The 26,912-nt window shown below is 67.4% G+C and carries 27 protein-coding genes and 1 other annotated feature (1 of these 28 running past the window's edge); of the genes, 16 read left to right on the plus strand and 11 right to left on the minus strand.

Translation table 11 applies throughout. From position 1 onward, the window contains the following. The 8 genes from QZ332_RS00005 to QZ332_RS00040 all read left to right on the plus strand — a co-directional run. Window positions 1–356: energy-coupling factor transporter transmembrane protein EcfT (locus QZ332_RS00005; RefSeq protein WP_295760864.1), on the plus strand; the 356-nt coding region annotated here is incomplete at its 5' end. Between the two features lie 70 nt (window positions 357–426). Next, window positions 427–1,287 carry a hypothetical protein gene (locus QZ332_RS00010; RefSeq protein WP_295760865.1) on the plus strand — a complete coding sequence of 287 codons (861 nt, stop codon included), beginning with the start codon at window positions 427–429 and terminating at the stop codon, window positions 1,285–1,287. A 14-nt stretch (window positions 1,288–1,301) separates the two neighbouring features. Next, window positions 1,302–2,057 carry a tRNA pseudouridine(38-40) synthase TruA gene (truA, locus tag QZ332_RS00015; protein ID WP_295760866.1) on the plus strand — a complete coding sequence of 252 codons (756 nt, stop codon included), beginning with the start codon at window positions 1,302–1,304 and terminating at the stop codon, window positions 2,055–2,057. Further along, window positions 2,050–3,216 (plus strand): DUF5711 family protein, encoded by a 1,167-nt coding sequence (locus QZ332_RS00020; RefSeq protein ID WP_295760867.1) that lies wholly within the window; start codon window positions 2,050–2,052, stop codon window positions 3,214–3,216. The genes truA and QZ332_RS00020 overlap by 8 nt, the downstream gene beginning before the upstream one ends. A 58-nt stretch (window positions 3,217–3,274) precedes the next feature. Beyond that, entirely contained in the window at window positions 3,275–3,964 is a 690-nt protein-coding gene (locus tag QZ332_RS00025) for a CvpA family protein (RefSeq protein ID WP_295760869.1), read from the plus strand. An 85-nt stretch (window positions 3,965–4,049) separates the two neighbouring features. Continuing rightward, a complete protein-coding gene (locus QZ332_RS00030) occupies window positions 4,050–6,356 on the plus strand; it encodes an ATP-dependent Clp protease ATP-binding subunit (RefSeq protein WP_295760870.1) in 2,307 nt (768 codons plus the stop codon). Window positions 6,357–6,429: 73 nt separating this feature from the next. Continuing rightward, window positions 6,430–6,639 (plus strand): hypothetical protein, encoded by a 210-nt coding sequence (locus tag QZ332_RS00035; RefSeq protein WP_295760871.1) that lies wholly within the window; start codon window positions 6,430–6,432, stop codon window positions 6,637–6,639. A 55-nt stretch (window positions 6,640–6,694) separates the two neighbouring features. After that, window positions 6,695–7,516: a 4Fe-4S binding protein gene (locus tag QZ332_RS00040; protein ID WP_295760872.1), complete on the plus strand. Its 822-nt coding sequence runs from the start codon at window positions 6,695–6,697 to the stop codon at window positions 7,514–7,516. A 103-nt stretch (window positions 7,517–7,619) separates the two neighbouring features. Here the strand turns inward: QZ332_RS00040 and gluQRS are convergent, their stop codons facing one another. From gluQRS to QZ332_RS00055, 3 genes are all read right to left on the minus strand, one after another. Further along, window positions 7,620–8,579, minus strand: coding sequence for a tRNA glutamyl-Q(34) synthetase GluQRS (gluQRS, locus tag QZ332_RS00045; protein ID WP_295760873.1), 960 nt, complete (start codon window positions 8,577–8,579; stop codon window positions 7,620–7,622). 178 nt (window positions 8,580–8,757) lie between these two features. After that, window positions 8,758–10,449 carry a DAK2 domain-containing protein gene (locus tag QZ332_RS00050; protein WP_295760874.1) on the minus strand — a complete coding sequence of 564 codons (1,692 nt, stop codon included), beginning with the start codon at window positions 10,447–10,449 and terminating at the stop codon, window positions 8,758–8,760. 16 nt (window positions 10,450–10,465) lie between these two features. Further along, window positions 10,466–10,816 (minus strand): Asp23/Gls24 family envelope stress response protein, encoded by a 351-nt coding sequence (locus QZ332_RS00055; RefSeq protein ID WP_295760875.1) that lies wholly within the window; start codon window positions 10,814–10,816, stop codon window positions 10,466–10,468. Window positions 10,817–11,061: 245 nt separating this feature from the next. Between QZ332_RS00055 and QZ332_RS00060 the strand changes: the two genes are divergently transcribed. The 4 genes from QZ332_RS00060 to QZ332_RS00075 all read left to right on the plus strand — a co-directional run bounded on the left by QZ332_RS00060 (window position 11,062) and on the right by QZ332_RS00075 (window position 15,114). Then, window positions 11,062–11,415, plus strand: a complete 354-nt coding sequence (locus tag QZ332_RS00060; protein WP_295760877.1) for a BlaI/MecI/CopY family transcriptional regulator — start codon at window positions 11,062–11,064, stop codon at window positions 11,413–11,415. A gap of 7 nt (window positions 11,416–11,422) precedes the next feature. Continuing rightward, window positions 11,423–14,167: a M23/M56 family metallopeptidase gene (locus QZ332_RS00065; RefSeq protein WP_295760878.1), complete on the plus strand. Its 2,745-nt coding sequence runs from the start codon at window positions 11,423–11,425 to the stop codon at window positions 14,165–14,167. 316 nt (window positions 14,168–14,483) lie between these two features. Further along, complete coding sequence (locus QZ332_RS00070; RefSeq protein ID WP_295760880.1) at window positions 14,484–14,804, plus strand: DUF2089 family protein; 321 nt, start codon at window positions 14,484–14,486, stop codon at window positions 14,802–14,804. Beyond that, on the plus strand, window positions 14,788–15,114 hold the full coding sequence (locus QZ332_RS00075; RefSeq protein ID WP_295760881.1) for a hypothetical protein: 327 nt from the start codon (window positions 14,788–14,790) through the stop codon (window positions 15,112–15,114). The genes QZ332_RS00070 and QZ332_RS00075 overlap by 17 nt, the downstream gene beginning before the upstream one ends. Before the next feature lie 220 nt (window positions 15,115–15,334). Here the strand turns inward: QZ332_RS00075 and QZ332_RS00080 are convergent, their stop codons facing one another. Together QZ332_RS00080 and QZ332_RS00085 are read right to left on the minus strand one after the other, a co-directional pair. After that, window positions 15,335–18,526, minus strand: coding sequence for a M56 family metallopeptidase (locus QZ332_RS00080; protein WP_295760883.1), 3,192 nt, complete (start codon window positions 18,524–18,526; stop codon window positions 15,335–15,337). Then, window positions 18,523–18,900 (minus strand): BlaI/MecI/CopY family transcriptional regulator, encoded by a 378-nt coding sequence (locus tag QZ332_RS00085; RefSeq protein WP_295760886.1) that lies wholly within the window; start codon window positions 18,898–18,900, stop codon window positions 18,523–18,525. Before QZ332_RS00085 ends, QZ332_RS00080 begins: the two co-directional genes overlap by 4 nt. Window positions 18,901–19,191: 291 nt before the next feature. Here QZ332_RS00085 and QZ332_RS00090 point away from each other — a divergent pair, with 291 nt between their 5' ends. From QZ332_RS00090 to QZ332_RS00100, 3 genes are read left to right on the plus strand one after another with little or no spacing between them, the layout of a single operon-like run. Next, window positions 19,192–19,497, plus strand: coding sequence for an STAS domain-containing protein (locus QZ332_RS00090; RefSeq protein WP_295760888.1), 306 nt, complete (start codon window positions 19,192–19,194; stop codon window positions 19,495–19,497). A 13-nt stretch (window positions 19,498–19,510) separates the two neighbouring features. Further along, window positions 19,511–19,954, plus strand: coding sequence for an anti-sigma F factor (gene spoIIAB / locus QZ332_RS00095; protein ID WP_295760890.1), 444 nt, complete (start codon window positions 19,511–19,513; stop codon window positions 19,952–19,954). Continuing rightward, window positions 19,951–20,652, plus strand: a complete 702-nt coding sequence (locus QZ332_RS00100) for a sigma-70 family RNA polymerase sigma factor (protein WP_295760892.1) — start codon at window positions 19,951–19,953, stop codon at window positions 20,650–20,652. The genes spoIIAB and QZ332_RS00100 overlap by 4 nt, the downstream gene beginning before the upstream one ends. A gap of 53 nt (window positions 20,653–20,705) precedes the next feature. Here the strand turns inward: QZ332_RS00100 and QZ332_RS00105 are convergent, their stop codons facing one another. From QZ332_RS00105 to QZ332_RS00115, 3 genes are all read right to left on the minus strand, one after another. Continuing rightward, complete coding sequence (locus QZ332_RS00105) at window positions 20,706–21,557, minus strand: TIGR03915 family putative DNA repair protein (protein WP_295760894.1); 852 nt, start codon at window positions 21,555–21,557, stop codon at window positions 20,706–20,708. Between the two features lie 153 nt (window positions 21,558–21,710). Continuing rightward, complete coding sequence (locus QZ332_RS00110) at window positions 21,711–22,985, minus strand: putative DNA modification/repair radical SAM protein (RefSeq protein ID WP_295760896.1); 1,275 nt, start codon at window positions 22,983–22,985, stop codon at window positions 21,711–21,713. Then, the gene (locus QZ332_RS00115; RefSeq protein ID WP_295760898.1) at window positions 22,964–23,161 is read right to left on the minus strand and encodes a hypothetical protein; all 198 of its coding nucleotides are present in this window, start codon (window positions 23,159–23,161) and stop codon (window positions 22,964–22,966) included. The genes QZ332_RS00110 and QZ332_RS00115 overlap by 22 nt, the downstream gene beginning before the upstream one ends. Before the next feature lie 437 nt (window positions 23,162–23,598). Here QZ332_RS00115 and gdhA point away from each other — a divergent pair, with 437 nt between their 5' ends. After that, window positions 23,599–24,948, plus strand: coding sequence for an NADP-specific glutamate dehydrogenase (gdhA, locus tag QZ332_RS00120; protein ID WP_295760900.1), 1,350 nt, complete (start codon window positions 23,599–23,601; stop codon window positions 24,946–24,948). A 343-nt stretch (window positions 24,949–25,291) separates the two neighbouring features. Here the strand turns inward: gdhA and ruvX are convergent, their stop codons facing one another. The 3 genes from ruvX to rplJ all read right to left on the minus strand — a co-directional run bounded on the left by ruvX (window position 25,292) and on the right by rplJ (window position 26,754). After that, window positions 25,292–25,708, minus strand: coding sequence for a Holliday junction resolvase RuvX (ruvX, locus tag QZ332_RS00125; RefSeq protein WP_295760902.1), 417 nt, complete (start codon window positions 25,706–25,708; stop codon window positions 25,292–25,294). Window positions 25,709–25,803: 95 nt separating this feature from the next. Continuing rightward, window positions 25,804–26,175, minus strand: coding sequence for a 50S ribosomal protein L7/L12 (rplL, locus tag QZ332_RS00130; protein WP_295760904.1), 372 nt, complete (start codon window positions 26,173–26,175; stop codon window positions 25,804–25,806). A 45-nt stretch (window positions 26,176–26,220) separates the two neighbouring features. Next, window positions 26,221–26,754, minus strand: a complete 534-nt coding sequence (gene rplJ, locus QZ332_RS00135) for a 50S ribosomal protein L10 (protein WP_295760906.1) — start codon at window positions 26,752–26,754, stop codon at window positions 26,221–26,223. Window positions 26,755–26,787: 33 nt separating this feature from the next. Continuing rightward, window positions 26,788–26,912: a sequence feature (ribosomal protein L10 leader region), on the minus strand (it continues 1 nt past the right edge of the window).

Below are 26,912 nucleotides of genomic sequence, written 5' to 3' on the forward strand. Positions count from 1 at the left end.
ATGTGCCGGTCCATGAGCTGACCATGATCATGTCCATCGCCCTGCGCTTCATCCCGACGCTGATCGAGGAGACGGATAAGATCATGTCCGCCCAGAAGGCCCGGGGCGCGGACTTCGAGAGCGGGAACCTGATGGAGAAGGCGAAGGCGCTGGTGCCCATCCTGGTGCCGCTGTTCATCAGCGCCTTCCGCCGGGCGGACGAGCTGGCCACGGCCATGGAGTGCCGCTGCTACCACGGCGGCGAGGGCCGGACGAAGCTACACGTCCTGAAGTATGAGCGGCGGGACTACGTCGCCCTGACCCTGGGCCTGGTGATCCTGGCAGGGGTCATCGCTTTACGGGCCTTTGGCCTGTGAGGCAATTAGGAGTTAGGGATTAGGGATAGGAGGGAATACGATGGAGCGAAGGGAGGATTGGATACAGGCTTTGACGCTGGTTCTGTGCGCGCTTTTGCTGGGGCTGAACCTCTGGCAGCTCCGGCAGCTTTCGGACCTGCGGGGACGGCTGGACGAAGCCGAGGGAGATCTGCAGATGCAGATGCGGCAGATGGACCAGCGGCTCCAGGCCATGCAGGGGGCGGTGAGGGACGCGGACGCGCTGGTCCAGGATTGGGAGGTGGTTTCCGTGACCGCCGACCCGGCCTCCCGCGGGCTTCGGGCGGAGGTGTCCCTTCAATTGAAAGAGTGGCGGGAGGACACCCGGGTCCAGCTGGCGGCGGCCCAGGGGCCGGATACCCGGTATGCCGCCATGACGGGCGGCGCGGGGCGCTACTCCGGCGCGGTCAGCCTTCCCCTAAACAGCTGTGAGGTTCGGCTTTTTGCCCGAATCAGCGCCCAGGGACTCCAGAAGGAGGAGGACCTGTTCAGCTGGGAGAGCGCCTCCATGCTGCTGCCGGTCCAGTGCGTGGGCCATGGCTTCAGCTACTCCCAGGACGCCGTGAAAAACGGCGCGCTGACGCTCACCGGCTGCGAGGCGGAGCTGACGGGCTATCAGAAGCGGGATTCCCCCCAGCTTTCCGGCCAGGTGTTCCGCCTCCGGCGGAACGGGGACGTTGCGGCGGAAGAAACGGCCATGTACGGGAACACGATAGGCCAGTATACCTGTGAGGAATTGTCCTCGGAGGCCCGGCCGGGGGACGAGATCATCCTGACCTTCTTCTGCCGGGACGAAAACGGCCTGGGGTATGAATTCTTCCTCCAGGGCTGGACCATGGATGAAAACGGCTTCAAGGAAGGCGCCGCCGGTTTCTCCGCCGTGGAGGACTGGCCCAGGCTTACCTGGGACTGAGGGGAAGGAGCGGTATGCGGAACATCGCCTTAAAGCTTGCCTACAACGGCACCGCCTACCACGGCTGGCAGGTGCAGAAGAACGCCGTCTCCGTCTGCGAGACCCTGCAGAAGGCCATCTCGAAGGTCTGCGGCGGCCCCGTCCACCTGACGGGCTGCGGCCGGACCGACGCCGGGGTCCACGCGGAGCGCTACGTCGCCAACTTCCGCACGGACAGCCGCATCCCCCTGGACCGCCTGCCCTACGCCATCAACACCCACACCCCGGAGGACATCGCCGTCCGGGAGGCGGTGGAGGTCCCGGAGGGGTTCAACGCCATCGGCTCCTGCCGCAGGAAGGAGTACACCTACCGCATCTACAACTCCCGCTTCAAGGACCCCTTCTATGTGGACCGGGCCTATTTCTATCCGAAGCGGCTGGATGAGGGCCTTTTGGACCGCGCCGCCCAGATGTTCGTGGGGACCCATGATTTCCGGGCCGTCCGCTCGGTGGGCACGGAGACGAAGACCACCGTCCGCACCGTCTATTGGTGCGGCGTCACCCGGAGGGGGGACCTTTTGGAATTGAAGGTCTGCGCCGACGGTTTTTTGTACAACATGGTCCGGGCCATCACGGGGACCGTGCTCTACGCCGCCGAGGGCAAATTCGCCCCGGAGGACATCCCCGCCATCCTGGAGAGCGGGGACCGGACGCTGGCGGGGCCCACCGTGCCCCCCGGCGGGCTGTATCTGACGAGGATCTGGTATGAGGATGGGCGGCTGGATGAGTGAGGGACGCGTGGACAAGTCCAAAAAGACGGAGGAGCGGCACCCGATCCGCAGCTTCCTGAGCTTCGCGCTGATGCTGGCGGCGGTGCTGCTGGTGGTGCTGTTCGCGGCCTACCGGGACGGCACCGGCTTCGACATCCTCCGGCGCTACCTCCATTACGGCAGGGCGGAGCAGGCCGGCGGCGAGGTGGTCTACCATTACGACGCCGCCTCCAAGAACCGCTTCGCCCTCCTGGGGGAGAGCCTGGTGGTGCTGTCGGACGCGTCGCTGCGCCTGTTCGGCAGCACCGGGGAGGAGGTCTGGTCCGCGCCCGTGACCATGACGTCCCCGGCCCTGGCCGTGGGCGGCGGGCGGGCGGTGGCCTACGACGTGGGGGGGACGGCCCTCTATGTCTTGGACCAGAGCGGGCTGGTGCTGGAGCTCACCGCCGACGAGGAAGAGCCCTACATATCCGCCAGGCTGAACCGGGACGGCGAGCTGGCGGTGACGGCCCAGAAGAAGGGCTTCAAGGGCAGCGTCAAGGTCTACGACCGGGCGCTGGGGCCGGAGCCGGCCTTCGAGTTCAAGTCCTCCCAGCGCTTCGTCCTGGACGGGTACGTCCTGGGGGACACCCTGGCGGCGGTGACGCTGGGCCAGGAAGACGGCGTGTTCGTCAGCAGCATCGTGCTCTACGAGATGCCCAAGGAGGAGCCGGAGGCGAACTGCAGCATCTCCGGCGGCCTGGCGGCCGCCGTCGGGGAGCAGGAGGGGCGGCTGGCCGTCGTCTGCGACACGGCGCTGGCCTTCGTCACCGCCAAGGGGGAGACCGCCGGGACCTATCCCTATGGCGGGGCCTACCTCCGGGAGTACGACCTGGGGGGGACCGGCTTCACGGCGCTGCTGCTGAACCGCTACCGCTCCGGCAGCGTGGGGCGGCTGGTCACCGTGGGCAAGGACGGCGAGGTCATCGGCTCCCTGGACGTCCGGGAGGAGGTGCTGAGCCTCTCCGCCTCGGGACGCTATCTGGCGGTGCTGTATCCGGACCATCTGGTGGTCTATAACCAGGACCTCCAGCCCTACGCCACGCTCCAGGGCACCGGGGACGCCCGGGAGGCGCTGATGCGCCCGGACGGGTCGGCGCTGCTGCTGTCCTCCGGATCTGCCAGCCTGTTTTTGCCGTGACTGCAAGAAAATGAGGGGCGTGTTCACAAAACGTTTACATGGGAAGAGGTAGGAAAGTTTGACGACACCTGTTATAATAGATGCCATCGCCGTGGCGGTGCTGGCGGGCTTCGCGATCGTGGGGGCCTGGAGGGGCCTCCTGCGGACGCTGGCGGGGCTGCTGGTGCTGGTCTTGTCCCTGATGGGGGCGGGCGTCGCTGCCTCGGCCCTGTCGGTCCCGGCGGCGAAGCTGGCCGCGCCCGTCATCGAGGCGCGGATCGAGTCCCGCCTGGACGAGGCCGTCCAGGGACGCTCCCCCGGCGGGACGCCGGGAGGGGAGGAGGCGCTCCCGCTGCCGGAGCTTTTGGACCTGCTGGGCGTGGACGAGGCCCGGCGGGACGCGTTGGCGGACCGCGCGCAGACGGTCATCCGGGAAACCGGCGCCTCCTTGGCCTCCGCCGTGATCGAGAGCCTGGCCCAGTCCGTGCTCTACGGCGTTTTGTACATGCTCTCCTTCGTCCTGCTGTCCGTCGGGCTGCACCTGCTGGTGCGGATGCTGGACGCGGTGCTGAAGCTGCCGGGCCTCCACGGGCTGAACGCCCTGGGCGGCGGCCTGGTGGGCCTGGCGGAGGGGGCTTTGCTGCTGTTCCTGGCGGTGTGGGTGCTGCGCCTGCTGGGCGTCTCCTTCGACGGGGAGGACGGCAGCCTGATCCTTCGATCCTTCACCGCCCATACGCCCCTGGACCTGTTGGGTCCCCTGGGAGCGTGAGGGGGGATCCCCCGGCGGCGCCGGGCGGCCTTTGGAAGGTCCATTTCATCAACTGCGCCGGAGGGCGCGTGGAGGTTTAAGAGGTATGCAGCCGACACTTTGTTCCAGATGCAAGAAAAACGTCGCCGTGGTGTTCATCTCCAAGCTGGACGGCGAGAAGACGATCAACGAGGGCCTGTGCCTGAAATGCGCCAAGGAGCTGGGGCTCCCCCAGGTGGACGACATGATGAAGCGCATGGGCATCTCCGACGAGGATCTGGAGACCCTCAACAGCGAGATGATGCAGGCCATGAACGGCGTGGAGAACATCGAGGACCTGCCCAGCGGCGAGGAGGGCGACGAGGAGGAAGAGGGCAAGACCGCCACCTTCCCCTTCCTGAACCGCCTGTTCTCCGGCGGGGACTCCGCCAAGGACGGCGGCGAGGAGGGCCGCGCCGAGCGCCGGGAGAAGGAGCGGAAGGAGCCGAAGAACGGCAAGCGGAAATACCTGGAGAACTACTGCATCTCCCTGACCCAGAAGGCCAAGGACGGCCGGCTGGACCCGGTGATCGGCCGGACGGAGGAGATCGAGCGGGTGGTCCAGATCCTGAACCGCCGGCAGAAGAACAACCCCTGCCTGATCGGAGAGCCCGGCGTGGGCAAGACCGCCATCGCCGAGGGCCTGGCCCAGCGCATCGCCGGGGGCGACGTGCCCTTCAAGCTCCGGGAGAAGGAGGTCTACCTCCTGGACCTGACGGCCCTGGTGGCCGGGACCCAGTTCCGGGGCCAGTTCGAGAGCCGGATGAAGGGCCTCATCGATGAGGTGAAGCGCCTGGGCAACATCATCCTGATGATCGATGAGGTCCACAACCTGGTGGGCGCGGGGGACGCCGAGGGCAGCATGAACGCCGCCAACATCCTCAAGCCCGCCCTGAGCCGGGGGGAGATCCAGGTCATCGGCGCCACGACCTTCAACGAGTACCGCAAGCACATCGAGAAGGACTCCGCCCTGGAGCGGCGCTTCCAGCCGGTGACGGTGAACGAGCCTTCGGTGGAGGACTCCATCAAGATCTTGCAGGGCCTGGCCCCCAAATACGAAGAGTTCCACGGCGTGGAGCTGCCGGAGGGCATCCTCCGCCAGGCGGTGCTGCTCAGCGAGCGCTACATCACGGACCGCTTCCTGCCGGACAAGGCCATCGACCTCATCGACGAGGCCAGCAGCGACCTCAACCTCAAGGACCCGGACATCTCCCGCCGGATGCAGATCCAGCGGGAGCTGGACGACTACGCGAAAGAGCGGACCATGCTGGAGGAGAAGGAGGAGAAGTCCGAGGGGGACTACGCCCGCATGGCGGAGCTGAAGAGCCGGGACCTCCAGCTCACCACGGAGCGCTCCGCCCTGGAGGAGAAGGGCGCGCCCAAGCTGACCATGGAGAACCTGGCCCACGTCATCGAGCTGTGGACCAAGATCCCCGCCTCCCGCATCCGGGAGCAGGAGTTCCAGCGCCTCTCCCAGCTGGAGGCGCGCCTGAAGGAGCACATCATCGGCCAGGACGAGGCCATCGCCGCCGTCTCCGCCGCCGTGCGCCGGAACCGGGTGGGCATCTCGCCCAAGCACAAGCCGGTCAGCTTCATCTTCGTGGGCTCCACCGGCGTGGGCAAGACGGAGCTGGTGAAGCAGCTGGCCACGGACCTTTTCAACACCCCCGACGCCCTGATCCGGCTGGATATGTCGGAGTTCATGGAGAAGCATTCCGTCTCCCGGATCGTGGGCTCCCCGCCGGGCTACGTGGGCTATGACGAGGCGGGGCAGCTGACGGAGAAGATCCGCCGGAAGCCCTATGCCGTGATCCTCTTCGACGAGATCGAGAAGGCGCATCCCGACGTTTTGAACGTCCTGCTGCAGATCCTGGACGACGGGGAGATTACCGACGCCCATGGCCGGAAGGTGAACTTCGAGAACACCATCATCGTCATGACCTCCAACGCGGGCAGCGCCACCAAGGAGGGGACGGTCGGCTTCGACCGGAGCCTCAGCCAGCAGGACAGCGAGAAGGCCATGAAGGCCCTCCAGCAGTTCCTCCGGCCGGAGTTCATCAACCGGGTGGACGCCGTCATCACCTTCAACCGCCTCTCGGAGGAGGATTTCCAGGCCATCGCCCGGATCATGCTGGAGGAGCTGAAGGGGTCGCTCAAGGAGAAGGGCATCACCTTCACCTACGACGCCACGCTGGTGGACTTCCTGACGAAGGCGTCCTATTCCCGGACCTACGGGGCCCGGAACCTCCGGCGCACCATCCAGAAGGAGCTGGAGGACCCCATGGCGGCGAAGATCATCGACAGCTATGAGGAGCCGATCATCGGCATCGACGCCGCCGCGGCGGGCGGGGAGATCTGTCTCCGCACGGTCTGAGCCGCCGCCGCGTTCGGGGCGTGAGGATGCTTCGCGGGGCCTTCCGCCGCCCCGCGTGAAAGGGGGAGCCCGCATGTTGTTCCGGAAAGATATCGATCCCCGCTGCGCCTACTGCAAGCGGGGCCAGCAACTGAACGAGCGGGAGGTGGCCTGCGTGAAACGGGGCGTGGTCCCGGTGGAGCACGCCTGCCGCGCCTTCCGCTATGACCCGCTGAAACGGGTGCCGCCCCGTCCGGCGGCCCTGGACACGGAGAAGCTCCGCAGGGAGGATTTCTCCCTTTGAGCGGCCGGACCGGCGGAGACGGTCCGCATTTACAGACGGGGATGGAGGGGATCACATGGAGCTCGAACGGATCGAGGCGGTCTATTTCAGCGCCACCGGCGTCACGGGCAAAGTGGTGCGTGTCCTGGCGGAGGCTTTGGCGGAGGAGCTGTCCCTCCCGCTGACCTGCCGGAGCTTCACCAGGCTGCCGGAGCGGGAGGGGACGCTGCAGTTCGGCCCGGGGGACCTGGTCATCATGGGCACGCCTACCTATGCCGGGAGGGTCCCCAATAAGCTCCTGCCGGACCTTGAGACGAAGCTCCGGGGCGGCGGCGCCCTGGCGGTGCCGGTGGTGACGTTCGGGGAGCGGGCTTTCGACAACTCCCTGGCGGAGCTGTGCGCGGTGCTGGAGGCGGACGGCTTCCACACGGCCGCGGCAGGGGCCTTCCCGGGCCGCCACGCCTTCACCGACGTCTTGGGCGGGGGGCGCCCCGACCGGGACGACGAGGGGAGGATCCGGGATCTGGCCGGGCGGATCGCCGGGAAGCTCCGGGAGATGGATGGGCCCCCGCCGCCGGTGCGGGTCCCCGGGGATCCCGCGGCGCCCTATTATGTCCCGAAGGGCCTGGACGGAGGGCCGGCCAGGTTCTTGAAGGCCAAGCCGCAGACCGACCGGAGCAAATGCTGCGGCTGCGGCGTCTGTGCGCGGGCCTGCCCGATGGGGGCCATCGATCCCGTGGACGTGGCCGAGGTGCCGGGCACCTGCATCAAGTGCCAGTCCTGTGTGCGGAAGTGCACCCATCACGCGAAATATTTCGACGACCCGGCGTTCCTATCCCATGTGGCGATGCTGGAGAGGGACTTCCGGGAGCCGAAGGAGTGCGCGGTCTTCCTGTGAAGGGCGGAGCGCGGCCATCGGGAGCGGGCATGGAAAGAGCGGAGGCGGTCGGCCTCCGCTTTTTTTGTAAAAGGGAACCACCGGCACGGCTGGTGGTCATGATTCAGCTGCGCCGGCGCTGTCCGCCGAACAGGTCCTCCGGCAGGCGGATGTCCTGCCGGGGCACCTTCTCCCAGGAAAACTCGTCCAGGAGCTCCTCCGCCGACGCGGGAGAGCCGGAGGGGTGGAAGCCCGCCAGCTGGGCCAGCCGGCCCAGCAGGGCCTCCGCCGTGACGCGGCCCCGGAGACGGTCCAGTCCGGCGTCGGCGTCCCGCTTGGAGAGCCGCCGCCCGTCGGGGGCCAGCAGGAGGGGGGCGTGGCAGAACTCCGGCGGCGTCAGCCCCAGCAGATGGTAGAGATACAGCTGCCTCGGCGTGGAGGACAGCAGGTCCGCTCCCCGGACCACTTCCGTGACGCCCATGGCGGCGTCGTCCACCACCACCGCCAGCTGGTAGGCGAACATCCCGTCGGACCGCCGGAGCAGGAAGTCCCCGCACTCCAGGTCCAGCCGCTGGCGGCAGGGGCCCATATGCCGGTCGGTGAACCCCCATCCCTCCGCCGGGACCCGGAGCCTCAGGGCGGGGGAGCGGCGCTCCGCCCGTTTTGCCCGTTCCGCGGGGGTGAGATCCCGGCAGGTCCCGGCGTAGACCGTCAGGCCGTCCTCCCGGTGGGGGGCGCTGGCGGCGTGGAGCTCCGCCCGGGTGCAGAAGCAGGGGTACACCAGCCCCTGGGCCTCCAGCGTTTCCAGGGCGGCTTGGTAAAGGGCGGTCCGCTGGCTCTGGAAATAGGGCGCGTGCGGCTCCGCGGCCCCCGGGCCCTCGTCCCAGTCCAGGCCCAGCCAGCGGAGGTCCTCGATCGTCTGTTCCGCATACCGCCGGGGGCAGCGGGCGGTGTCCAGGTCCTCGATCCGCAGGACGACCCGCCCGCCCCTTTGCCGGGCGCTGAGCCAGGCCAGGAGGCAGCAGGAGATGTTCCCCAGATGGATGCGCCCGCTGGGGGAGGGGGCGAAACGGCCTACGGTCATGATGAGGGCCCCTTTCGTTCGGGGACGGGAGGACGGCCCGGGACGGACCGTCCTCCTCCGCCGCCGTCCCGGCCCTCGGCCGGAGCGGCGGCGGCCTGCCCGCGTTCGCCCGGAGACCATGCGGGAGCCCTCGGCGGCGAAGCCGCCGGGGGCTCCCGTACTTCCTGGGAGGGGCAGGTCATTCCATCGAGATGATATAGTAGTATACCGGCTGCCCGCCGGAGAGGACCATGACCTCCGCGTCGGGGCAGGTGCATTCGAAGAGTTTCCCGGCCTGCTGAGCGGCCTCTTCCTCCACGTCCTCGCCGAAGTACAGCGAGATGAAAGACGCGCCGCGGTCCGCGGCGTCCGCCGCCAGCGTTCCCAGGAGGTCTGGGAGGGAACTGTCCGTCCCGAAGAGCTTCCCCTCTTCCAGGGCCAGGTAGTCCCCCTCCTTGATGTCGAAGCCGTCGAAGTCCGAATCCCTGGCGGCGTAAGTGATCTGAGCGGTGGTGACGCCGGAGAGGGCCTCCGTCATGGCAGAGGCCAGCGTCTCGGCGTCGGGGGCCTCGAAGTCCACGTTCATCATGGCGGTGATGCCCTGGGGCACCGTCTTGGTGGGGATGACCACCACGTTTTTCTCCGTCAGCGCGGCGCACTGCTGGGCGGCCATGATGATGTTGCCGTTGTTGGGCAGGACGAACACCGTCTCGGCGGGGATCTGGTCCACCCCCTCCAGGATGCTCTCGGTGGAGGGGTTCATGGTCTGTCCGCCGGACACCACGCCGTCCACGCCCAGATCCTTGAACACCGCGGCCAGGCCGTCGCCGGCGCAGACGGAGAGGAAGCCGTACCGCTTCTCCGGCGCGGCGACCTTATGTCCGCCCCGGGCGTCCTCCCGGGCCTCCGGCGCGTCCGCTCCCATCTCCAGGTCGTCCACGCTCTGGGCCTTCTTCCCGGCGGCCACGTCCTCGTACTGGGTCCGCATGTTCTCGATCTTCGCCAGCTCCAGCGTGCCGTAGCGCTGGGCCTCGTTCAGGGCGCTGCCGGGGACGTTCGTATGGACATGGACCTTGAACGCCTCGTCGTCCTCGCCGATGACCAGGCTGTCGCCGATGCTGTTCAGATAGGCCCGGAAGGGCTCCAGATCCAGGTCCGGGCCGTCCTTTCGGACGATGAAGACGGTGTCGAAGGCGAAGGTGATCTCCTCTGTGGAGAAGACGTCGAAGTCGGCTTTGGACTCCCGGGGCTCCTCCCCGGCGGTCTCCGGCATGGGCTCGCCCCGGAGCTCCGCCAGCATGCCTTCCAGGATCAGCAGGTAACCCTTGCCGCCCGCGTCCACGACACCGGCCTTTTTCAGCACCGGGTTCATATCGGTCGTCTGGGCCAGGGCCTGATAGCCCTCCTGCAAGGCGGCCTCCAGGACCTCCTCCAGGTCCCCTCCCTTCTCCGCACGCTCCACCGCCCGCTTGGCGGCGAGGCGGGAGACGGTCAGCACGGTGCCCTCGGCGGGCTTCATGACGGCCTTGTAGGCGGAGGAGACGCCCTCCTGCATGGCGGCGGCGAAGGCCGCGGGGCCGGCGGTCCCGCAGCCCTTCAGCCCCTTGGAGAGCCCCCGGAACAGCAGGGAGAGGATGACGCCGGAATTGCCCCGAGCCCCCCGGAGGAGGGCGGAGGCGGTGATGGAGACGGCCTGGTCCAAGGCGGCGGGCTCGCTCTTGTTCAGCTCCGCCACGGCGGCGGCGATGGTCATGGACATGTTGGTGCCCGTATCGCCGTCGGGGACGGGGAAGACGTTCAGGTCGTTGATGGCCTGCTTCTGGGCCGTGATGGCGGCGGCGCCGTGGAGGATCATCCGCTTGAAGAGCGCGCCGGTGATCTGTTCATTCATACGATCCCTTCCTCCCTCACAGGGTCATGGAGTCCACGCAGACGTCCACGGCGCGGACCGTGACGCCGGTGTTCTTCTCGACCACATAGCGGACCTCGTTCATGATGGAACGGCAGACCGCGGGGAGATTGACGCCGTTTTCCACGATGATGTGGAGCTCGATGGAGATGGAGTCGTCTTCGTGATACGTGATGCTGACGCCCTTGCTCATGGCCTCGCGGCGCAGCAGGTGGACCAGTCCGTCGGTCATGGAGCGGAAGGCCATGCCCTTGACGCCGAAGCAGTTCGTGGCGGCCATGCCCGTGATGTTGGAGAACACGGCGCTCGAGACGGAGATCTCACCTTGTTCAGACTTGAATTGGATCATGAGAACGTCCTTTCTTTCCCGGTATTCGCAGCCCGAGCGGGGACCGCCCCTGGCCGGACCAGCACTTGTACGATATTATAAACGATTCTCCGGCAAAGCACAAGTGGTAAAAGAGGAAAAAACAGGGGGTCGGAGAGGGAGGACGGACATACTATCAAAATAGTATTGACAAGCGGAAACTATCGTGATAGTATAACGGCATGGACGGTCGCGAACGTCCGAGAACTGGAAGGAGGCCCTCATCTATGAAGCTGTTCGATTCGGAATTGAAGGTCATGGACGTCCTCTGGCGCCTGGGGGACCGCACGGCCAAGGAGATCTCCGTCATCCTGGGGGAGGAGACCGGCTGGAACGTGAACACCACGTATACCGTGATCAAGAAATGCGTCGCCAAGGGGGCGGTGCAGCGGACGGAGCCCAATTTCCTCTGCCACGCCCTGGTCTCGAAGGAGGAGATCCGGCGCTCGGAGACGGAGGAGCTGATCGGCCGGCTGTTCGACGGTTCGCCGGACCTGCTCTTCGCGTCCCTGCTCAGCAGCCAGGAGCTCTCCCGGGAGCAGATTGCGCGGCTCCGGGAGATCGTGGCCGAGATGAGATGAGGCGGCCATGACGTTCTTGGAACGGACCCTCTTGGGGACCGTGATGATCCTGGCGGTGGCGGTCCTCCGGGCGCTGGCCCTCCGCCGCCTGCCCAAGGGGACCTTCGTGGCCCTGTGGCAGCTGACGGTGCTGCGCCTGCTGGTGCCGGCGGAGCTGCCCTCCCGGTTCAGCGTGTACACCATGCTGGAGGCCCTCCGCCCTAAGGCGGTCCCGGTACCGCCCGCCGTGCCTGCCGTCACGCCCTATGTACCGGCGCCGGCAGCGGCCCTCCCCGGCCCGTCCGGCATGATGCCCTCCGCCCCCGCGCCGTTCCCCGTCTGGACCGCGCTCTGGCTCACCGGGGCGGCGGCGCTGGGGCTGTGGCACCTGGTCCGGTATGTCCGCTGGCGGCGGCGCTTCCGGGAGTCCCTCCCGGCGGGGGACTGCCCTGCCGCGGACGCTTGCCTCCGCTCCCGGCGGGAGATCCGCCTCCGGGTCACGGACCGGATCGGCGCCCCGCTGACTTACGGCGTCCTCCGCCCGGTGATCCTCCTGCCCAAGACGCTGGACCTTGGGGACGAGGAGGCGGTCACCTGCGTCCTGGCCCATGAGATGGGCCATATCCGGCGGCTGGACGGCCTGTTCAAGCTGGCGCTGGCGGCGGTGCTGTGCCTCTACTGGTTCGACCCGGCGGTGTGGCTGCTGTACGTCCTGGCCAACCGGGACATGGAGCTCCGCTGCGACGAGGCGGCGGTGCTGTCGCTGGGGGAGGACAGCCGGGAGCGCTACGCCCTGGCCCTCATCCGCCTGGCGGAATCACGGAACGAACGTGTGCCTCTGTGCGGCTTTTCCCATGAAAGCGGCATGGAAGAAAGGATACGAGCGATCATGTCTATCAAAAAAAGATCGATGCCGGCCTGTTTCATCGCCCTGGCGCTGGTGCTGGGGATCACCACGGCCTTCGCCACCTCCGCCAAGCCTGTGGAGGCGGACAGGCCCGATCTCGAAAGCATCCCCGACGGCGACCTGCTGGCCCAGTCTTCGGCGGAGTCCGCCGCCCAGTGGGACGAGGTCCTGGCCCCCTACGCCCCCTTCGGCCTGGAGTGGGACTTCGACGATCCGGACCTGGACGGCAACGGCCTCGCCATGACCTGGGAGGGCCATGAGGTCCGGGGCATCTACGACCAGGAAAACGGTGTGTGGATCACCGAGCACGCCGGGGACGGTACCTTCGGCCCCGACGCCGTGGAGCTCTATACCGTCTATGAAAACGGGGAGCTGACGGGCCTCCGCCTGGCGACGGAGGAGGAACGAGAGGCGTTCGACCGGGACCGGAAGCTGAACGCCGACGCCCGGAAGGTGGAGGCCCTGGCGGAGAGCGTCCGCTGTGACAGCGGCCGCATCTCCTTCACCATCCCCGAGAGCGAGGGACGCTGGAGCATCTTCATCCGGGGCCGCGTCCTGCTGGAGGACGGCACGGGCATGAGCGTCCACTACCTGGAGGAGGAGAGCGAACGGGCGGAGTGGGTCCCCGGGGAGACCTACTCCTTCGAGGCGGCGGATGCGGCCTTCGACGAGCTGACCATGGACATCCGGTATGGGGACGCCGATCTCTGCTGTCCCCTGACCCGGCTCCTGCAGGAGGGCGAGCCCCTGGCGGCGGGGGCCCAGCCGGAGGGGGAGGCGGATATCCCCGCGGGCGCGGCCATGATCTGGCCTGTGGACGGCGGCAGGATCACCAACGGCTTCGGCGGACGCGCCGCCCCCGGCGGCAAGGGCGGGACGGTCCACGGCGGCGTGGACATCGGCGGCCTGGCGGCAGGGGCCCCCATCTACGCGGCGGCGGCAGGCACGGCGGCGGAGGCCGGGTACGATCCTTCCCTGGGATACTATGTCCGCCTGGACCACGGGGACGGTCTGGAGACCCTCTACGCCCACTGCCGGAGCCTGGAGGTGGAGGCCGGGGACGCCGTGGCCCTGGGGCAGACCATCGCTTCGGTGGGCAGCACCGGCGATTCCACCGGGCCGCACCTGCATTTCGAGATCTTGACGGACGGCGTCCGGCAGGACCCCGAGCGCTGTCACCGCATGGGCGGCGCGCCCGCCGGGGAGGGGACAGACGGCCCTGAGGGACAGGGGGAGGTCTCCGCTCTCGACGCGGAGCGGTGCTATGAGGCCGGCAGCGTGCCGCTGTTCCAGATCGCGTTCTCCCGGCTGGACCGGGAGGCGCAGGACGGATGGCTGGACAGGATCTATGCGGACCGCAGCATCGCCGTCCTTGGAGCCGTGGCCGATCTGCTGGATGAGGACAGCGCCCCGGTCCGGCGTTTGGCGGGGATGGCCTACGAGGAGGGCGACATCGCCTCGTTCTCTGTCCTGGCCGCGCACATGAGCGGGGAGACGCTGGAGGGCTGGCTGGACCGGGCGCTGGAGGATGAGGAGTGGGCCTTCGAGTCCGTGCTGTCCGGCGCGCTGGGGCGGGACAGCGAGTCCGAGGGGCGGAAAGAGGCCCGGGAGGCGGCCTGGGACGAAGCGCAGGAGGCGGCATACCAGGCCGTGGGCATCACGGCGGACGGCAAGGAGCGGTACTACCAGGGGCAGCGGATCAACGTCTTCCTGGATATCCGGGCCGACCGATCCTTCTACACGCTGGATGTGGATCCGGCGGGGACGGTGGATGTCAAGGTCCTCCGCGGGGAGGACGGGGAGATCGAGGGCGCGGCCTATATGACGGACGCGGAGATCGCGGAGCTGTTCGGTCAGGACCGGTGACGATAGGAGGGGAGCCGCCCCGGCGGGGCGGCTCCCCAGCCTGTCGAAAGGGCCTGCCGCAAGGCAGGTCTCCTCGACAGGCCGAGCAAGTTTTCAGGACTTTTTGAAGTCCTGAAAACTTATGATCGAAAACGAGAGGGACCCCTCCTGGGTCCCTCTCGTGACTCTCCTCCTTCCCGTCGATGGAGCCCCCGCCGCTTTCTCGAGGCTCTCCTTCTGCCGAAAGGCCGCTGGTGAATTTTATAAAAGATAAAAATAAATCTTGACTTTCATAAAATTAAAGTTTATACTTTATTTTATGAAAGGGGTGGAGCGTATGACCACGACGCCTCCATGGATGGCGGACCTGGAGGAGCAGGACCTGACCTTCGTGAAGCGGTTCGTCCTGGCCTCCGGCTCGCTGAAGGAGGTCGCGGCCCAGTACGGCGTCAGCTATCCCACGGTGCGCCTGCGGCTGGACCGGCTGATCCAGAAGATCCGGCTCAGCGACACGGCGGAGGCGGACCCTTACGTCGCCCTGGTGAAGCGTCTGGCGGTGGACGACAAGCTGGACTTCGACACCGCGAAGATCTTGATCGGCGCATACCGGGAGATCCGGAAAAAGGAAGGAGGTCCGAAGGATGGCGCTCGTGTCTAAGACGATCGTCGCGGCCTTGGCCGTGTTCCTGGTGCTGGCGGTGGGCGGGATCTGCCTGCAGATCTTCCTCTCCAGGCGGGGGAGCCGCTGGCCGGGGCTGGTCCTGCCGCTGCTGACGTTCTTGTGCGCGCTACTGATGGTCTTGAGCCTCCGGGACACCGGCAGCGTGTCCCGGAACGTGCTGACGGTGCTGGTGACACTGCTGGCGGGGAACCTCCCCACGCTGGTCCTGCTGGCGGTCTACTGGGCCGCGCGGGAGAAGCTGCGTGTGGAGCAGCAGATCGATAAGATGAAGATCGAAGAGCTGTAGACCGCAGGTCCCCTTGCGGGCCTTTGCCGCGAGGGGGCACGGGAGCCCCGGCGAGGCCGATGGATCTAAGGGGCGGTGCGGACGGCGGCACAGGGGAGGGGCGGTGTCCTGCCGGCACCGCCCCTCCCCGCGCCCTGCCGCCGCAGATCTTGGACCATCTGCGGCGCCCCCTCCCCGCAGGGGAGCGGCCGGACCCTTTTTTTTCGCCCCGGCCCCGCGTTCAGGCCGCCGCCTCGTACCAGGCGTACACGAGATCGTAGAGGGAGGGGCCGCCGCCGCTTGGCCGGACGGAGAACCAGGTCTCTTCCGGCTGGGCGTCCGACCGGGCGCTGAGCAGGACCAGATCGCTGTCCGGCCAGAAGCGCAGGCTCATGCTCCCGCCCTGGCCCATCATCAGCAAAGACGCGGCGGGCATGTCCCCGGGATCTTCGGCATAGCTCAGGTCGCAGCCCTCCAGGAGCCGCTCCGCCAGGGCGGCCCCGCCGGAGGGGCCCGGATCCGCGTCACAGCGCCTGGCCCCCTCGGAGGACAGCTCCGTCATGTTGACGCGGCCGCTCTCCAAGATCCGCTCCAGCGCCAGCCGGATCTGGACGGCGGCGGCGTCCGGCATGGCCCCCGCCTGGGCCAGCCGCTCCGGGAGCTGCTGCGCCGAGGGCCGCAGGTACTGCCGCATGGAGGTCAGATACGTGAGGGCGCTGTGGGACTCGTCCGGGGAGTCGTCCCGGAAGATCAGATAGAGGTATCCCGGATAGAAGGGGTCGGCCCAGCAGTCCTGGGCGGCCGTGCCCGGCATGTCCCTGGGCTGCGGCGTGTGGAACTCGCAGGACGCCCGCCAGATCCGGTAGGTCTGCCCCTCCAGCTCCATGTCCTGGGTCCGGTCGAGCCCGGTGATGCGCCAGTCGTCATAGGGGGCGCCGGCGGCGTCGAATCCCCGCTCCACGGCCGCCTGGGCGGCTTGGATGACCTCGGCATGCTCGTCGGGCCGCTCCGTCATGTGGTCTTCGAAATGCCGCTGGTCGTTGTAGACCAGGAGGGATCCCCCGTCGAAGTACAGCGTCCGGTATTCCCGGCGGGAGAGCTCCAAGCTGCTGAGATGGCTGTAGGTCCAGGCCCGGAAGGGGATGGTCCGGCCCGCGGGGTCCCAGTTTTCATAGGAGAAGATGGTATCCTCCGGCCAATGGGGGGCCAGCAGGGCGTCCAGCTCCGCCCGGTAGTGCTCCCCGTCCCGGGCGAAATAGAGGTCCCCGGCGTAGAAGGACTGGGAGACCAACTCCTTCTGCCCGTCGCCGTCCAGGTCGATGAGATCCGGATACCCCTCCACCCGGGCCAGGAGGACGGGCCGGCCCTCCCCGTCCAGGTAGTAGTAGTCGCTGCAGCGCGTGTAGGCGGGGCGCAGGCGGGTGTAGGTGATGCAGAAGCCGTCGTGCCCCATCAGATCCTGGAACCAGGACACATACCAGCTCCCGCTCTCGCCGGGATGGAAGGACCAGAAGGCCGGGGGCCAGGAGGACCGCGCCGCATGCTGCACCCCGGCGAAGACCCGCCCCTCGCCGTCCCGGAAGAACAGCAGGGCATGGTCCCCCAGGATGCGGGACGGATCCTCCGCCCCCTCCACGCCGTCCAGCATCTCCAGGTAGTCATGAGCGAAGGGGACCGGCTCCGCGGCCTCCGGCTCATAGGGCTCCAGATCGTCCAGGGGGATCGTATGGATGGGCGCCCAGTCCGGGGCGGCGGGGGCCCGGTCCGTCCGGTCCCACTCGTTGGAGACGAACTGCCAGCCGCCGTCCGGCGTCTCCCGCAGGGTGAGGCGGAGGGGGCCCCGGGCGATCGTCTGGATGGCCATGCGGGCGTCCCCGGCCATGGGGAGGCGGCCGCTGCTGAAAAGCTCCGCCTCATAGAAGAGCTCCACCGTGCCGCCCTCCCTCGTCCCGGAGGTGAAGGTGACCGGCGCGGGATGGCGGCGGAGGTCGTAGGAGGAGGCCGCAGGGCCGTCTGAGAAGGAGTTGTAGTAGGCGTCGTAGTCCAGCATCCACCAGAAGCGGTCCAGGTGGTCCTGGGAGATGTCATGGAGAGACAGGCCGGTGTTCTCCAGCAGGAAGGCGTCGATGTTGGCCAGGGAGAGCTTGACGTAGGTGAGGTCCAGGGTCCCGCTTGGATCGCAGTACCCGTCCAGGTCCCGCCGTTCTCCCTCGGAGATCGTCTCCGGCAGTCCGGTGCCGTTGTAGAGGAGCTCGTAGAGGTCGATGGCCCGGGGGTCCGCGTAGACGGAGGTCAGGAACTGCCTCCGGCGGTTCTCCCCCCGGCCGCAGTCCTCCGTGAAGAACGCGCCGTTGAAGTAGTCCAGCTCCTCCTGGGTGAGGGGGCGGGGCGGCTCCGGCGCGGTCTTGGCCCCGGTGAAGGTGACGGCGCAGACCAGCGCCGCCAGGGAGACCGCGGCGAAGAGGGCAGTGCCCAGGGATCCCCGGTCCTCGGCGATGCGGGCGATGCGGTCCGTCAGCCGCCGTTTGTCCGCCGTCATGGTGGTGGCGGAGAGGAGGGGGTCCGCCGGGATCCTCCGCACGGGGATGAGGGACAGCAGGGTCCGCCCATAGGGGATCCGCTCCGCCTCGCCCAGGCGCCGCAGGGCCCCTTCGTCGCAGGCCAGCTCACAGTCCGTCCGGGAGGCCAGCGCCGCCCACCAGACCAGGGGATCGAACCAATAGACCACCAGGCAGATCCCCCGGAGCAGGGCCCAGAGGGGGTCCCGGTGCCGGGCGTGGGTCTCCTCATGGGCCAGCACGTGCCGGAGGCGGTCCGGCGAGGCCAGGGCGGCGGGGGTCAGGTAGACGGCGGGCCGGAACAGCCCGAACAGGCAGGGGGAGGCCAGGCCGTCCTCCACCACATAGATCCGGCGGGCGGGGCCCTCTGCGGGATAGGGGACCCTGGTCTTGCGGAGCGTTTGCCAGAAGAGCAGGTTGGAGAGGACCAGCCGGCAGGCCATGACCACCATGCCGCTATACCAGACGGCACGGAGCAGGTCCTCCAGGCCGATCTGCCAGCTGTACTCCACCTCGTGGACCACCTGGTCATGGTCGGTGAAGGTATAGAGACCGTCCTCCGAGGGGGGTCCCAGCACCATTCGGGGATCGTCTTTGTAGCTGTAAGACGGGAGGGCCTCCCCCTCGGGAGCGGTCAGCGTGACGCTGTAGGGGCCCACATAGAGGGACCGGTCCTCGACGCCGGACACCACCGGCTCCGCCGCGGTCAGCAGGCTGAACCCCGCCGCCGGGAGGCTGACGGGGACCAGCAGCCGCAGGAGGACCAGCCCCCAGAGGGCATACTGCGCCCGGCGGGACAGCGTCTCCCGGAACAGCCTCCGCAGGGCCAGCAGCGCCAGGATCAGCACGGAGGAGGTCAGCAAGATCTCCTTCATCCCCGCTCACCTCCCGCCTTGTCCAGGATGGCGGACAGCTCCGCGATGTCGGCCTCCGTCAGCCGGCGGCTCTCCACCATGGCGCTCATCATGAGCCCGAAGCTGCCGCCGTAGACCTTGGAGAGGAAGCTCTCCGTCTCCGCCTGGGCGGCGTCCTCCCGCCGGACGGCGGGGAAGTACTGCTTGGCCCGCCCGCCCTCCTCGTGCCGGACGGCCCCCTTGGCCTCCAGCCGGGAGAGCATGGTGATGACGGTGTTCTTGCTCCAGCCGGTCTCGTCCCGGACGGCGGCCGTCAGCTCCGTGATGGTCCTGGGAGCGCGCTCCCACAACCGCCGCATCAGCTTCCACTCGCTGTTGGACAGATCGATCTTCATATCCGCACCTCCTTGACTGGTATACGATCGTCTACCTAAAGGATAGCAGGAAGGTAGACGTTTGTCAACCCCGGATCGGCGGCCGGCCGGAGGCAGCCGCCGTCCGGGACGGCTGCCGTCAGGAGGCGCGGAGGGCCCTCCCATCCCGCCGAAATTTCCGGGCCCGCCCTATCCGTTTCGACAAAAAGCCATGGCGGGACGTGCTATCATCGATTAGGAAGGCCCGTCCCCGGAGGGGGCGGGAGGGACGATCGCGGATCTGGTATATTTTTGACGGAAAAGGGGAAACATATGGAGATCCAGGTGAAGAGCGCGGACCGGAACCTGCTGCTGGAGCTCAGCGGGGAGCTGGACCACCATGGGGCCCGGACCGCCATCCGGGAGCTGGAGGAGGCCCTGGACGCGGCCCTGCCCCGCAAGCTGGTGCTGGACTTGTCGGGGATCGGTTTCATGGACAGCTCCGGCATCGCGCTGATCCTGCGGGCGCAGCAGAAGATGCGGCTGCTGGACGGCAGCCTGCTGGTGCGGGGCGTGCCGCCCCAGGCGAAGCGGGTGCTGGACGCCGCCGGGATCGGCCGTCTCGTGACGATCAAATGAGGAGGTTTACATAATGAGGACCAAGGCAGTCAACGAGGTCACCCTCGCGTTCCCCAGCCAGAGCCGCAACGAGAGCTTCGCCCGCTCCGCGGCGGCCTGCTTCGCCGCCCAGATGGACCCGACCCTCAACGAGCTGGAGGACATCAAGACCGCCGTCAGCGAGGCGGTGACCAACGCCATCGTCCACGGCTACCCGGACGCCATCGGCGAGGTGGCGCTGAAGCTGCGGATCCTGCCGGGGAACGTGCTGGAGCTGGTCGTGAAGGACCGGGGCCGGGGCATCCCGGACGTGGACAAGGCCCGGCAGCCCATGTTCACCACCGGCGGGGAGGAGCGCAGCGGCATGGGCTTCACCATCATGGAGAGCTTCATGGACAAAGTGTCGGTGCGCTCCGCGGTGGATAAGGGGACCACGGTGGTGATGCGGAAGAAGCTGGCGCCCCGCCTGAAGAAATGAGCGCCGCGCTGGAACGGCTCCGGGCGGCCCAGCAGGGGGACCGGGAGGCTTGCGAGCAGGCGGTCATCGAGAACAACGGCCTGATCTGGAGCGTGGTCCGGCGGTACTACGGCCGGGGGGTAGAGCCGGACGATCTCTATCAGCTGGGCTGTCTCGGCTTCTTGAAGGCGGTGCAGGGCTTCGACTTCGACTACGGCACCTGTTTTTCCACTTACGCCGTGCCGAAGATCGCCGGGGAGATCCGCCGCTTCCTCCGGGATGACGGGGCCGTGAAGGTCGGGCGGAGCATCCGGGAGCAGGCGCAGACCCTTTATACCGTCCGGGAGCGCCTGCGCCATGAGCTGGGCCGGGAGCCGGCCCTTTCCGAGCTTTCGGAGGCCACCGGCCTGACGCCGGAGGAGATCGCCCGGACGGACCTGGCCACGGACACGCCGGAGTCGCTCCAGCAGGAGACCGCGGAGGGCCTGACGCTGGAGGGCTCCCTGGGCACCGAGGCCCCGGAGGAGGGCTTGGTGGAGCGCATCGCCCTCCGGGAGGCCATCGACCAGCTGCCGGAGAAGGAGCGGATGACGATCCTCCTCCGTTACTTCAAGGGCCTGACCCAGGAGCAGACGGCCAGAGTGATCGGGGTGTCCCAGGTGCAGATATCCCGGCTGGAGCGCCGGGGCCTGAAGCGCCTCCGGGAGAGCTTCGAGTGATCCCGGCCTTGTAAAGATAATGGGGCCCCAGGCGGCAAAGCCGCCTGGGGCCCCTATGCGTCCTGCGGGCGCGGCCCGGGGAGCGTCCGCTCGTCCTGGGGGGCCGGAGACAGACCGGGCCGGGACGGCGGCGGGGATGCGTTTTTCCCGGAGGCCGGCTTGAAATGGTCCTCCCCCTGGAACTCCGTCATGGTCCCCCAATAGCGTTTGGGCATGTTGGACATGCGGAGGCGGGGGTTTTCCCGCTCCTTGATGGCGATGGTGTCATAAAACCGCTTCCACAGGAGGCGGCAGCGGGCTTCCGCCTCATCCGGCGGGGCCATTCGGAAGTCGGACAGGGGGCGGATGACCGACCGGCCGGGGATGTGGAACAGCGCCTCGCGGTTGGTGCGGTCGTAGAGGAAGAACCGCTCGTTATGGAAGCGGGTACAGAAGTGTCCGCCCAGCACGGGCAGCACCCGGTTCTTAGGTTCGATCTCGCCGCCCAGCACGCCGCCCAGGTCGGAGAAGCGGACGAAGCCCTTCAGCAGATGGACCTCGCCGTTCAGGTGCTGGACGGCCTTGACGACCGGGTAGAGCGTCTCGTCGGAGCGGTCCCGGAGGAAGCCGGGGCCCTCCCGCAGCAGCTTGGCTACCAGGCGGTAAAGGTACAGCTCCTTCCCCGGCAGACAGGTCAGGAAGCCCCGCCGCAGCAGGACGGCGGCCTCCGGGGAGAGGGCGGCCACCTTCCGCAGGACGCGTCCCGCATGGCCGGGGTCCGTCGGCACGGTGCGGCAGTCGAACAGGGTCATCTCAGCGTCCCCGCCGGGGCAGATCCCGGCGGGGATCTCCTTATATGCGTAGCTGTCGAAGACGCAGGAGAGGAAGCCTTCGAAGCTGCCGTCGTAATGGTAGAGGATGTCCATCGGGAGCCTCCTTGGGTCCAAGTCCCCGGCATCGGGACGGGATGGGCCCCAGCTCATGGAAGGGATGGCCCTCCGCCTCCGCAGCGGCGGGGGCGGAGGGCCTCCCGGCGCGCCGGGAGGGGCGGGCAGATCCCCCGCCATGGCTCCCTTGGATCAAGCGGTGCCCGCCTGGTCGAACAGGGACAACTGTACCATCTCCTGCTGGGGCAGCGAGGGCCGCTCCGCGGCGATCAGCCCCCGGAGGACGCTGTCCGGCGTGAAGCGCAGGCCCTCCGCCATCTTCCCGGAAGCGGTGAGGAAATACTGGGCCCGTTTCATCACCACCCCCAGCTTCCTGAGGCTGTCGATGTGGAGGGGCCCCACCCGCCGGGCGGACAGGATCCGGCGGGCGGAGGTGACGCCCACGCCGGGGATCCGGAGCAGCGTCTCATAGGCGGCGGTGTTGACCTCCACCGGGAAGGCGTCCAAATGGGCCAGGGCCCAGCTGCACTTCGGGTCCACCCGGGTGTCGAAGTCCTGGGTCTCCTCATCCAGCAGCTCCTCTGCCCGGAACCCGTAGGACCGCAGCAGCCAGTCCGCCTGATAGAGCCGGTGCTCCCGCAAAAGGGGCGGCTTGACGTCCTTGGCGGGGAGCAGGGCGTGCTCCACCACGGGCACGTAGGCGGAATAGAACACCCGTTTCAGGCCATACCGGTCATAGAGGCCCTGGGTCAGCCGGAGGATGCGGAAGTCCGTGTCCCGGGTGGCCCCCACGATCAACTGGGTGCTCTGTCCGGCGGGGGCGAAGCGGGGCGCGTGGCGGAACTTCACCAGTTCCTCCCGGTTCTGCCGTCCCCGGGCCTGGATCTGCCGCATGGGGGCCAGGATGGCCCCCTTCGTCTTCTCCGGGGCCAGGGCCTTCAGCCCCGCCTCGGAGGGCAGCTCGATGTTGACGCTGAGCCGGTCCGCCAAAAAGCCCAGCCGCTCCACCAGCTCCGGCGACGTGCCGGGGATGGCCTTGGCGTGGATGTAGCCGTTGAAGCGGCGCTCCTCCCGCAGGAGGGAGAGGGCCCGGATCATCAGCTCCGTGGTATAGTCCGGGCTCCGGAAGACGCCGGAGGAGAGGAACAGCCCTTCGATGTAGTTCCGCCGGTAGAAATCGATGGTCAGGTCCGCCAGCTCCTCCGGGGTGAAGGCCGCCCGCCTGGCGTCGTTGCTCCGGCGGTTGACGCAGTATTTGCAGTCGTACACACAGCGGTTGGTCAGCAGGACCTTCAGCAGCGTGACGCACCGCCCGTCGGCGGAGAAGGTGTGGCAGCAGCCGGCCGTGGAGGTGGAGGTGTTGCCGAGATAGCCCGCCCGCGCGGTCCGGCTCCCTCCGCTGGAGGTGCAGGCGGCGTCGTACTTGGCGGCGTCGGTGAGGATGGTCAGCTTCTCCAGGACGTCCATCGCTTCTCGTCCAGGGCATCCCACAACCGGACGTTCCAGGCCGCCGGGAGATCCTCCCGGCGGGACGCCGTCCGGGCGCGGGGGGCGGGGCGCTCGATGAGCTCGATCAGGCGGAAGAGCTGGGCGGTGAGGGACGCCACGCCCAGGATGGTGAAGAAAAGGGTCCAGCCGGTCATGAGGGTACCTCCTTGCCGCCCATGGGGAGCGCCGGGCGGACTAGAATTTTTGTTCGAGTACATTATAACTCGAACAGACGTTCCTGTCAAGAGGGAGGATGGGGGAGATGCGGATATTTTGCCCCGGCGGGGAGGCCCCGTCCGGTCCGGCCGCGATGCTGCGCTCATCATGATATGGGGCCCTGCGGGGCCTGGGGACCGTCGGCTCCGCCGCCCGTCCCGCCGCGGGCCGCCCCTGCCCCCCCTGCGCGATCCCTCCTTTGGGCCGGATCCTTGTCATCCTGCACAAAGGTCCTCCGGCATTTTTTGAAATATCGGGAAAAAATTTCAGCGGATTTGAGCTTGCGGCCTTGTTTATTCCCGTTTTAAATGTTACACTAAAGACGACACCCGAAAGGGGCTTTGCACGCACCTATGTTTTAAGGAGGATGTTTGATATGAACGCCTATCTTTCCAGTGTGATCGAACACGTGAAGACCCGGCACGCCAACGAGCCGGAGTTCGTCCAGACCGTGGAGGAGGTCCTCTCCTCTCTGGAGCCCGTCATCGAGAAGCACCCTGAATATGAGAAGGCCGACCTGCTGACCCGCATGGTGGAGCCGGAGCGGATGTTCACGTTCCGCGTCTGCTGGATGGCGGACGATGGCACCTGGCACACGAACATCGGCTACCGCTGCCAGTTCAACGGGGCGATCGGCCCGTACAAGGGCGGCCTGCGGTTCCAGAAGGACGTGTATCCCGGCATCATCAAGTTCCTGGGCTTCGAGCAGACCTTCAAGAACAGCCTCACCGGCCTGCCCATCGGCGGCGGCAAGGGCGGCAGCGACTTCGACCCGGCGGGGAAGTCGGACGCGGAGATCATGCGCTTTTGCCAGAGCTTCATGCAGGCGCTGTACCGCTACATCGGGCCCGACGTGGACGTGCCCGCCGGGGACATGGGCGTGGGCGCCCGTGAGATCGGGTATCTCTACGGGGAATACCGCCGCCTGAAGGGGGCGTTCGAGAACGGCGTCCTGACGGGGAAGGGCTTCAGCTACGGCGGCTCGCTCATCCGTCCGGAGGCCACGGGCTTCGGCGCGGTGTACTACCTGGAGAACGTTCTGAAGCACGAGGGCGAGAGCGTCGAGGGCAAGACGATCGCCTGCGCGGGCTTCGGCAACGTGACCTGGGGCATCTGCAAGAAGGCCACCGAGCTGGGGGCGAAGGTCGTGACCCTCTCCGGCCCCGACGGCTATGTCTACGACCCCGAGGGCGTGGCCACCGCCGAGAAGATCGACTACCTGGTGGAGATGCGCAACTCCGGCCGGAACAAGGTGAAGGACTACGCGGACAAGTTCGGCGTGGAGTTCCACGCGGGGGAGAAGCCCTGGGGCGTGAAGGTGGATGTGGTCATGCCCTCCGCCATGCAGAACGACGTCCACATGGAACAGGCCAAGCAGATCGCCGCCAATGGCGTGAAGTATTATATCGAAGTGGCGAACATGCCCACCACCAACGATGCGCTGAAGTTCCTGATGGAGCAGCCCGGCGTGATCGTGGCGCCCAGCAAGGCGGTCAACGCCGGCGGCGTGGCGACCTCCGCCCTGGAGATGGCCCAGAACAGCGAGCGCCTGGTGTGGACCGAGGAAGAGGTCGACAAGCAGCTGCACCAGATCATGGATACGATCTACGACATGAGCGTGGAGGCCGCGGAGCAGTATGGCCTGGGGTACGACCTGGTGTCCGGCGCGAACATCGCCGGCTTCCAGCGGGTCGCCGACGCCATGATGGCCCAGGGCGTGTTCTGAGATCCCCTGGAGGGATGGAAAATAAGGGGGCCCTTAGCGGCAAAGCCGCTAAGGGCCCCCTTCCTGTCTTCGCAGGCGGGCAGGGTCCCGGGGATCCTGCGGCCGCCCCGGCGGCGGACCGCAGGTCTGGGGAACGCCCTTGGCAGAGCACGGGACGGCCAAGAAGCGCGGAGGCCGCATCGACAGGGGGGCGGACGGGCCGGGCGGGGCCGCCTGCGCCATCCAAAAGGGGAGCCCCCAGGACGATCCCAAAGTCCTGGGGGCCTGCTCAGGCGGTCAAAGGAGGATCTTTGAAACGAGGCATAGGACCAGCCGGCCGATGGGACATCGGCCGGCTGGTCCTTCAGTGGCTCTTTTTGTAGGTCAGATAGCCCTCCAAGATCAGTGCCGCCGCCACGGCATCCACCGTCCCCTTCCGTTTCCTGGCGTCCTTCCCGGCGTTGAAGAGGATCTGGTGGGCGTCGATGGTGGTCCGCCGCTCGTCCCAAAGGATCACCGGCAGCCCGGTGGCTTCCCGCAGCAGCGCGGCGAACGCCTCCGCCTTCTCGGCCCTGGGGCCCACCGTCCCGTCCATGTTCCGCGGATGGCCCAGGACCAGCTCCTCCGCGTGATGCTCCCGGGCCAGCGCGGAGATCCTCTCCGCCACGGCTTCGGGACGGTATGCGGTGATGGTGGTGGTGAAGCCGGCCAGCAGCCCGGTGGGGTCGGAGACAGCGATGCCGGTGTGGGCGTCCCCGAGATCGATCGCCATGATGCGCATAAAGGCCCTCGCTTTCAGAGTTCAGATGCCGCCGCCTGGCGGAGGGGATGGGAAAAGGCCCATGGCGGACGCCATGGGCCTTTGGGGACAGGGTCTCACTTCAGCTCGACCTTGCCGCCGACTTCCTCGATCTGCTTCTTCAGGGCTTCGGCGTCGTCCTTGGAAGCGCCCTCCTTGATGGTGGCGGGAGCGCCCTCGACGGTGGCCTTGGCCTCGGCCAGGCCCTGGCCGGTGATCTCGCGGACGACCTTGATGACCTTGATCTTGGACGCGGCGTCGAAGCCGGTCAGGACCACGTCGAACTCGGTCTTCTCTTCGGCGGCGGGAGCGGCGCCGGCGGCGGCGGGAGCGGCCATAGCGGCGGCGGAGACGCCGAACTCCTCCTCCAGGGCGTGGACGAGCTCGCTGAGCTCCAGAACGGTCAGGCCTTTGATCTCTTCGATCATGGCGGTAACTTTCTCAGACATGGTATAGGACCTCCTGATAGTAAATTTTAGATGAGTAGGGGCCGCTCATTCGGCGGCGGGGGCCTCTTCGGCGGCCTCGGCGGGCGCGCCCTGTTTCTCGGCGATCTGCTTCAGGACCACGGCCAGGCCGGTGATGGGGGCCAGCATAGTGCCGAGGACCTGGGCCTGCAGGACGGGGAGCGCGGGGATGGAGGCCAGGGACTTGATGGTGTCCAGGTCCACGGGCTTGCCGTCCATGAAGCCGCCCTTGATCTCGAACTTGCCGTCCAGCTTCTTGGCGTAGTCGTTCATGATCCGGGCGGGGGCCACGGGATCGTCGCCCAGGGCCAGGGAAGTGGTCCCGTTCAGCAGACCGTCCAGGTCGTTCAGGCCGGTGTTGTTGAAAGCGAAGCGGAGCAGCGTGTTCTTGATGACGGAGTAATCCACCGCATTCTCACGGCACTCCTTCCGCAGGGCGGTGTCCTCCTCGACGGTGATGCCCTTGTAGTCGACGATGACGCCTGCGGTAGCCTTCTGGATCTTGTCGGTCAGCTCGGCGACGACGGCCTGCTTCTCGGATAAGACTTTTGCGTTAGGCATGACTTGTTTCACCTCCAAAGGATCGGGATGTGCGTTCAAAAGGAAACGCCCTGGTGTCCGGGAAGACACAAGGACGCATAGCAAATCTACATTTGCCGCCCTCGGCAGGATTTACGGGCAAAGCCCACCTGCTGTCTTTGGAACGCGACTATCATTAT

The sequence above is a fragment of the uncultured Oscillibacter sp. genome, from assembly GCF_910584465.1.
GTDB lineage: Bacteria > Bacillota > Clostridia > Oscillospirales > Oscillospiraceae > Oscillibacter.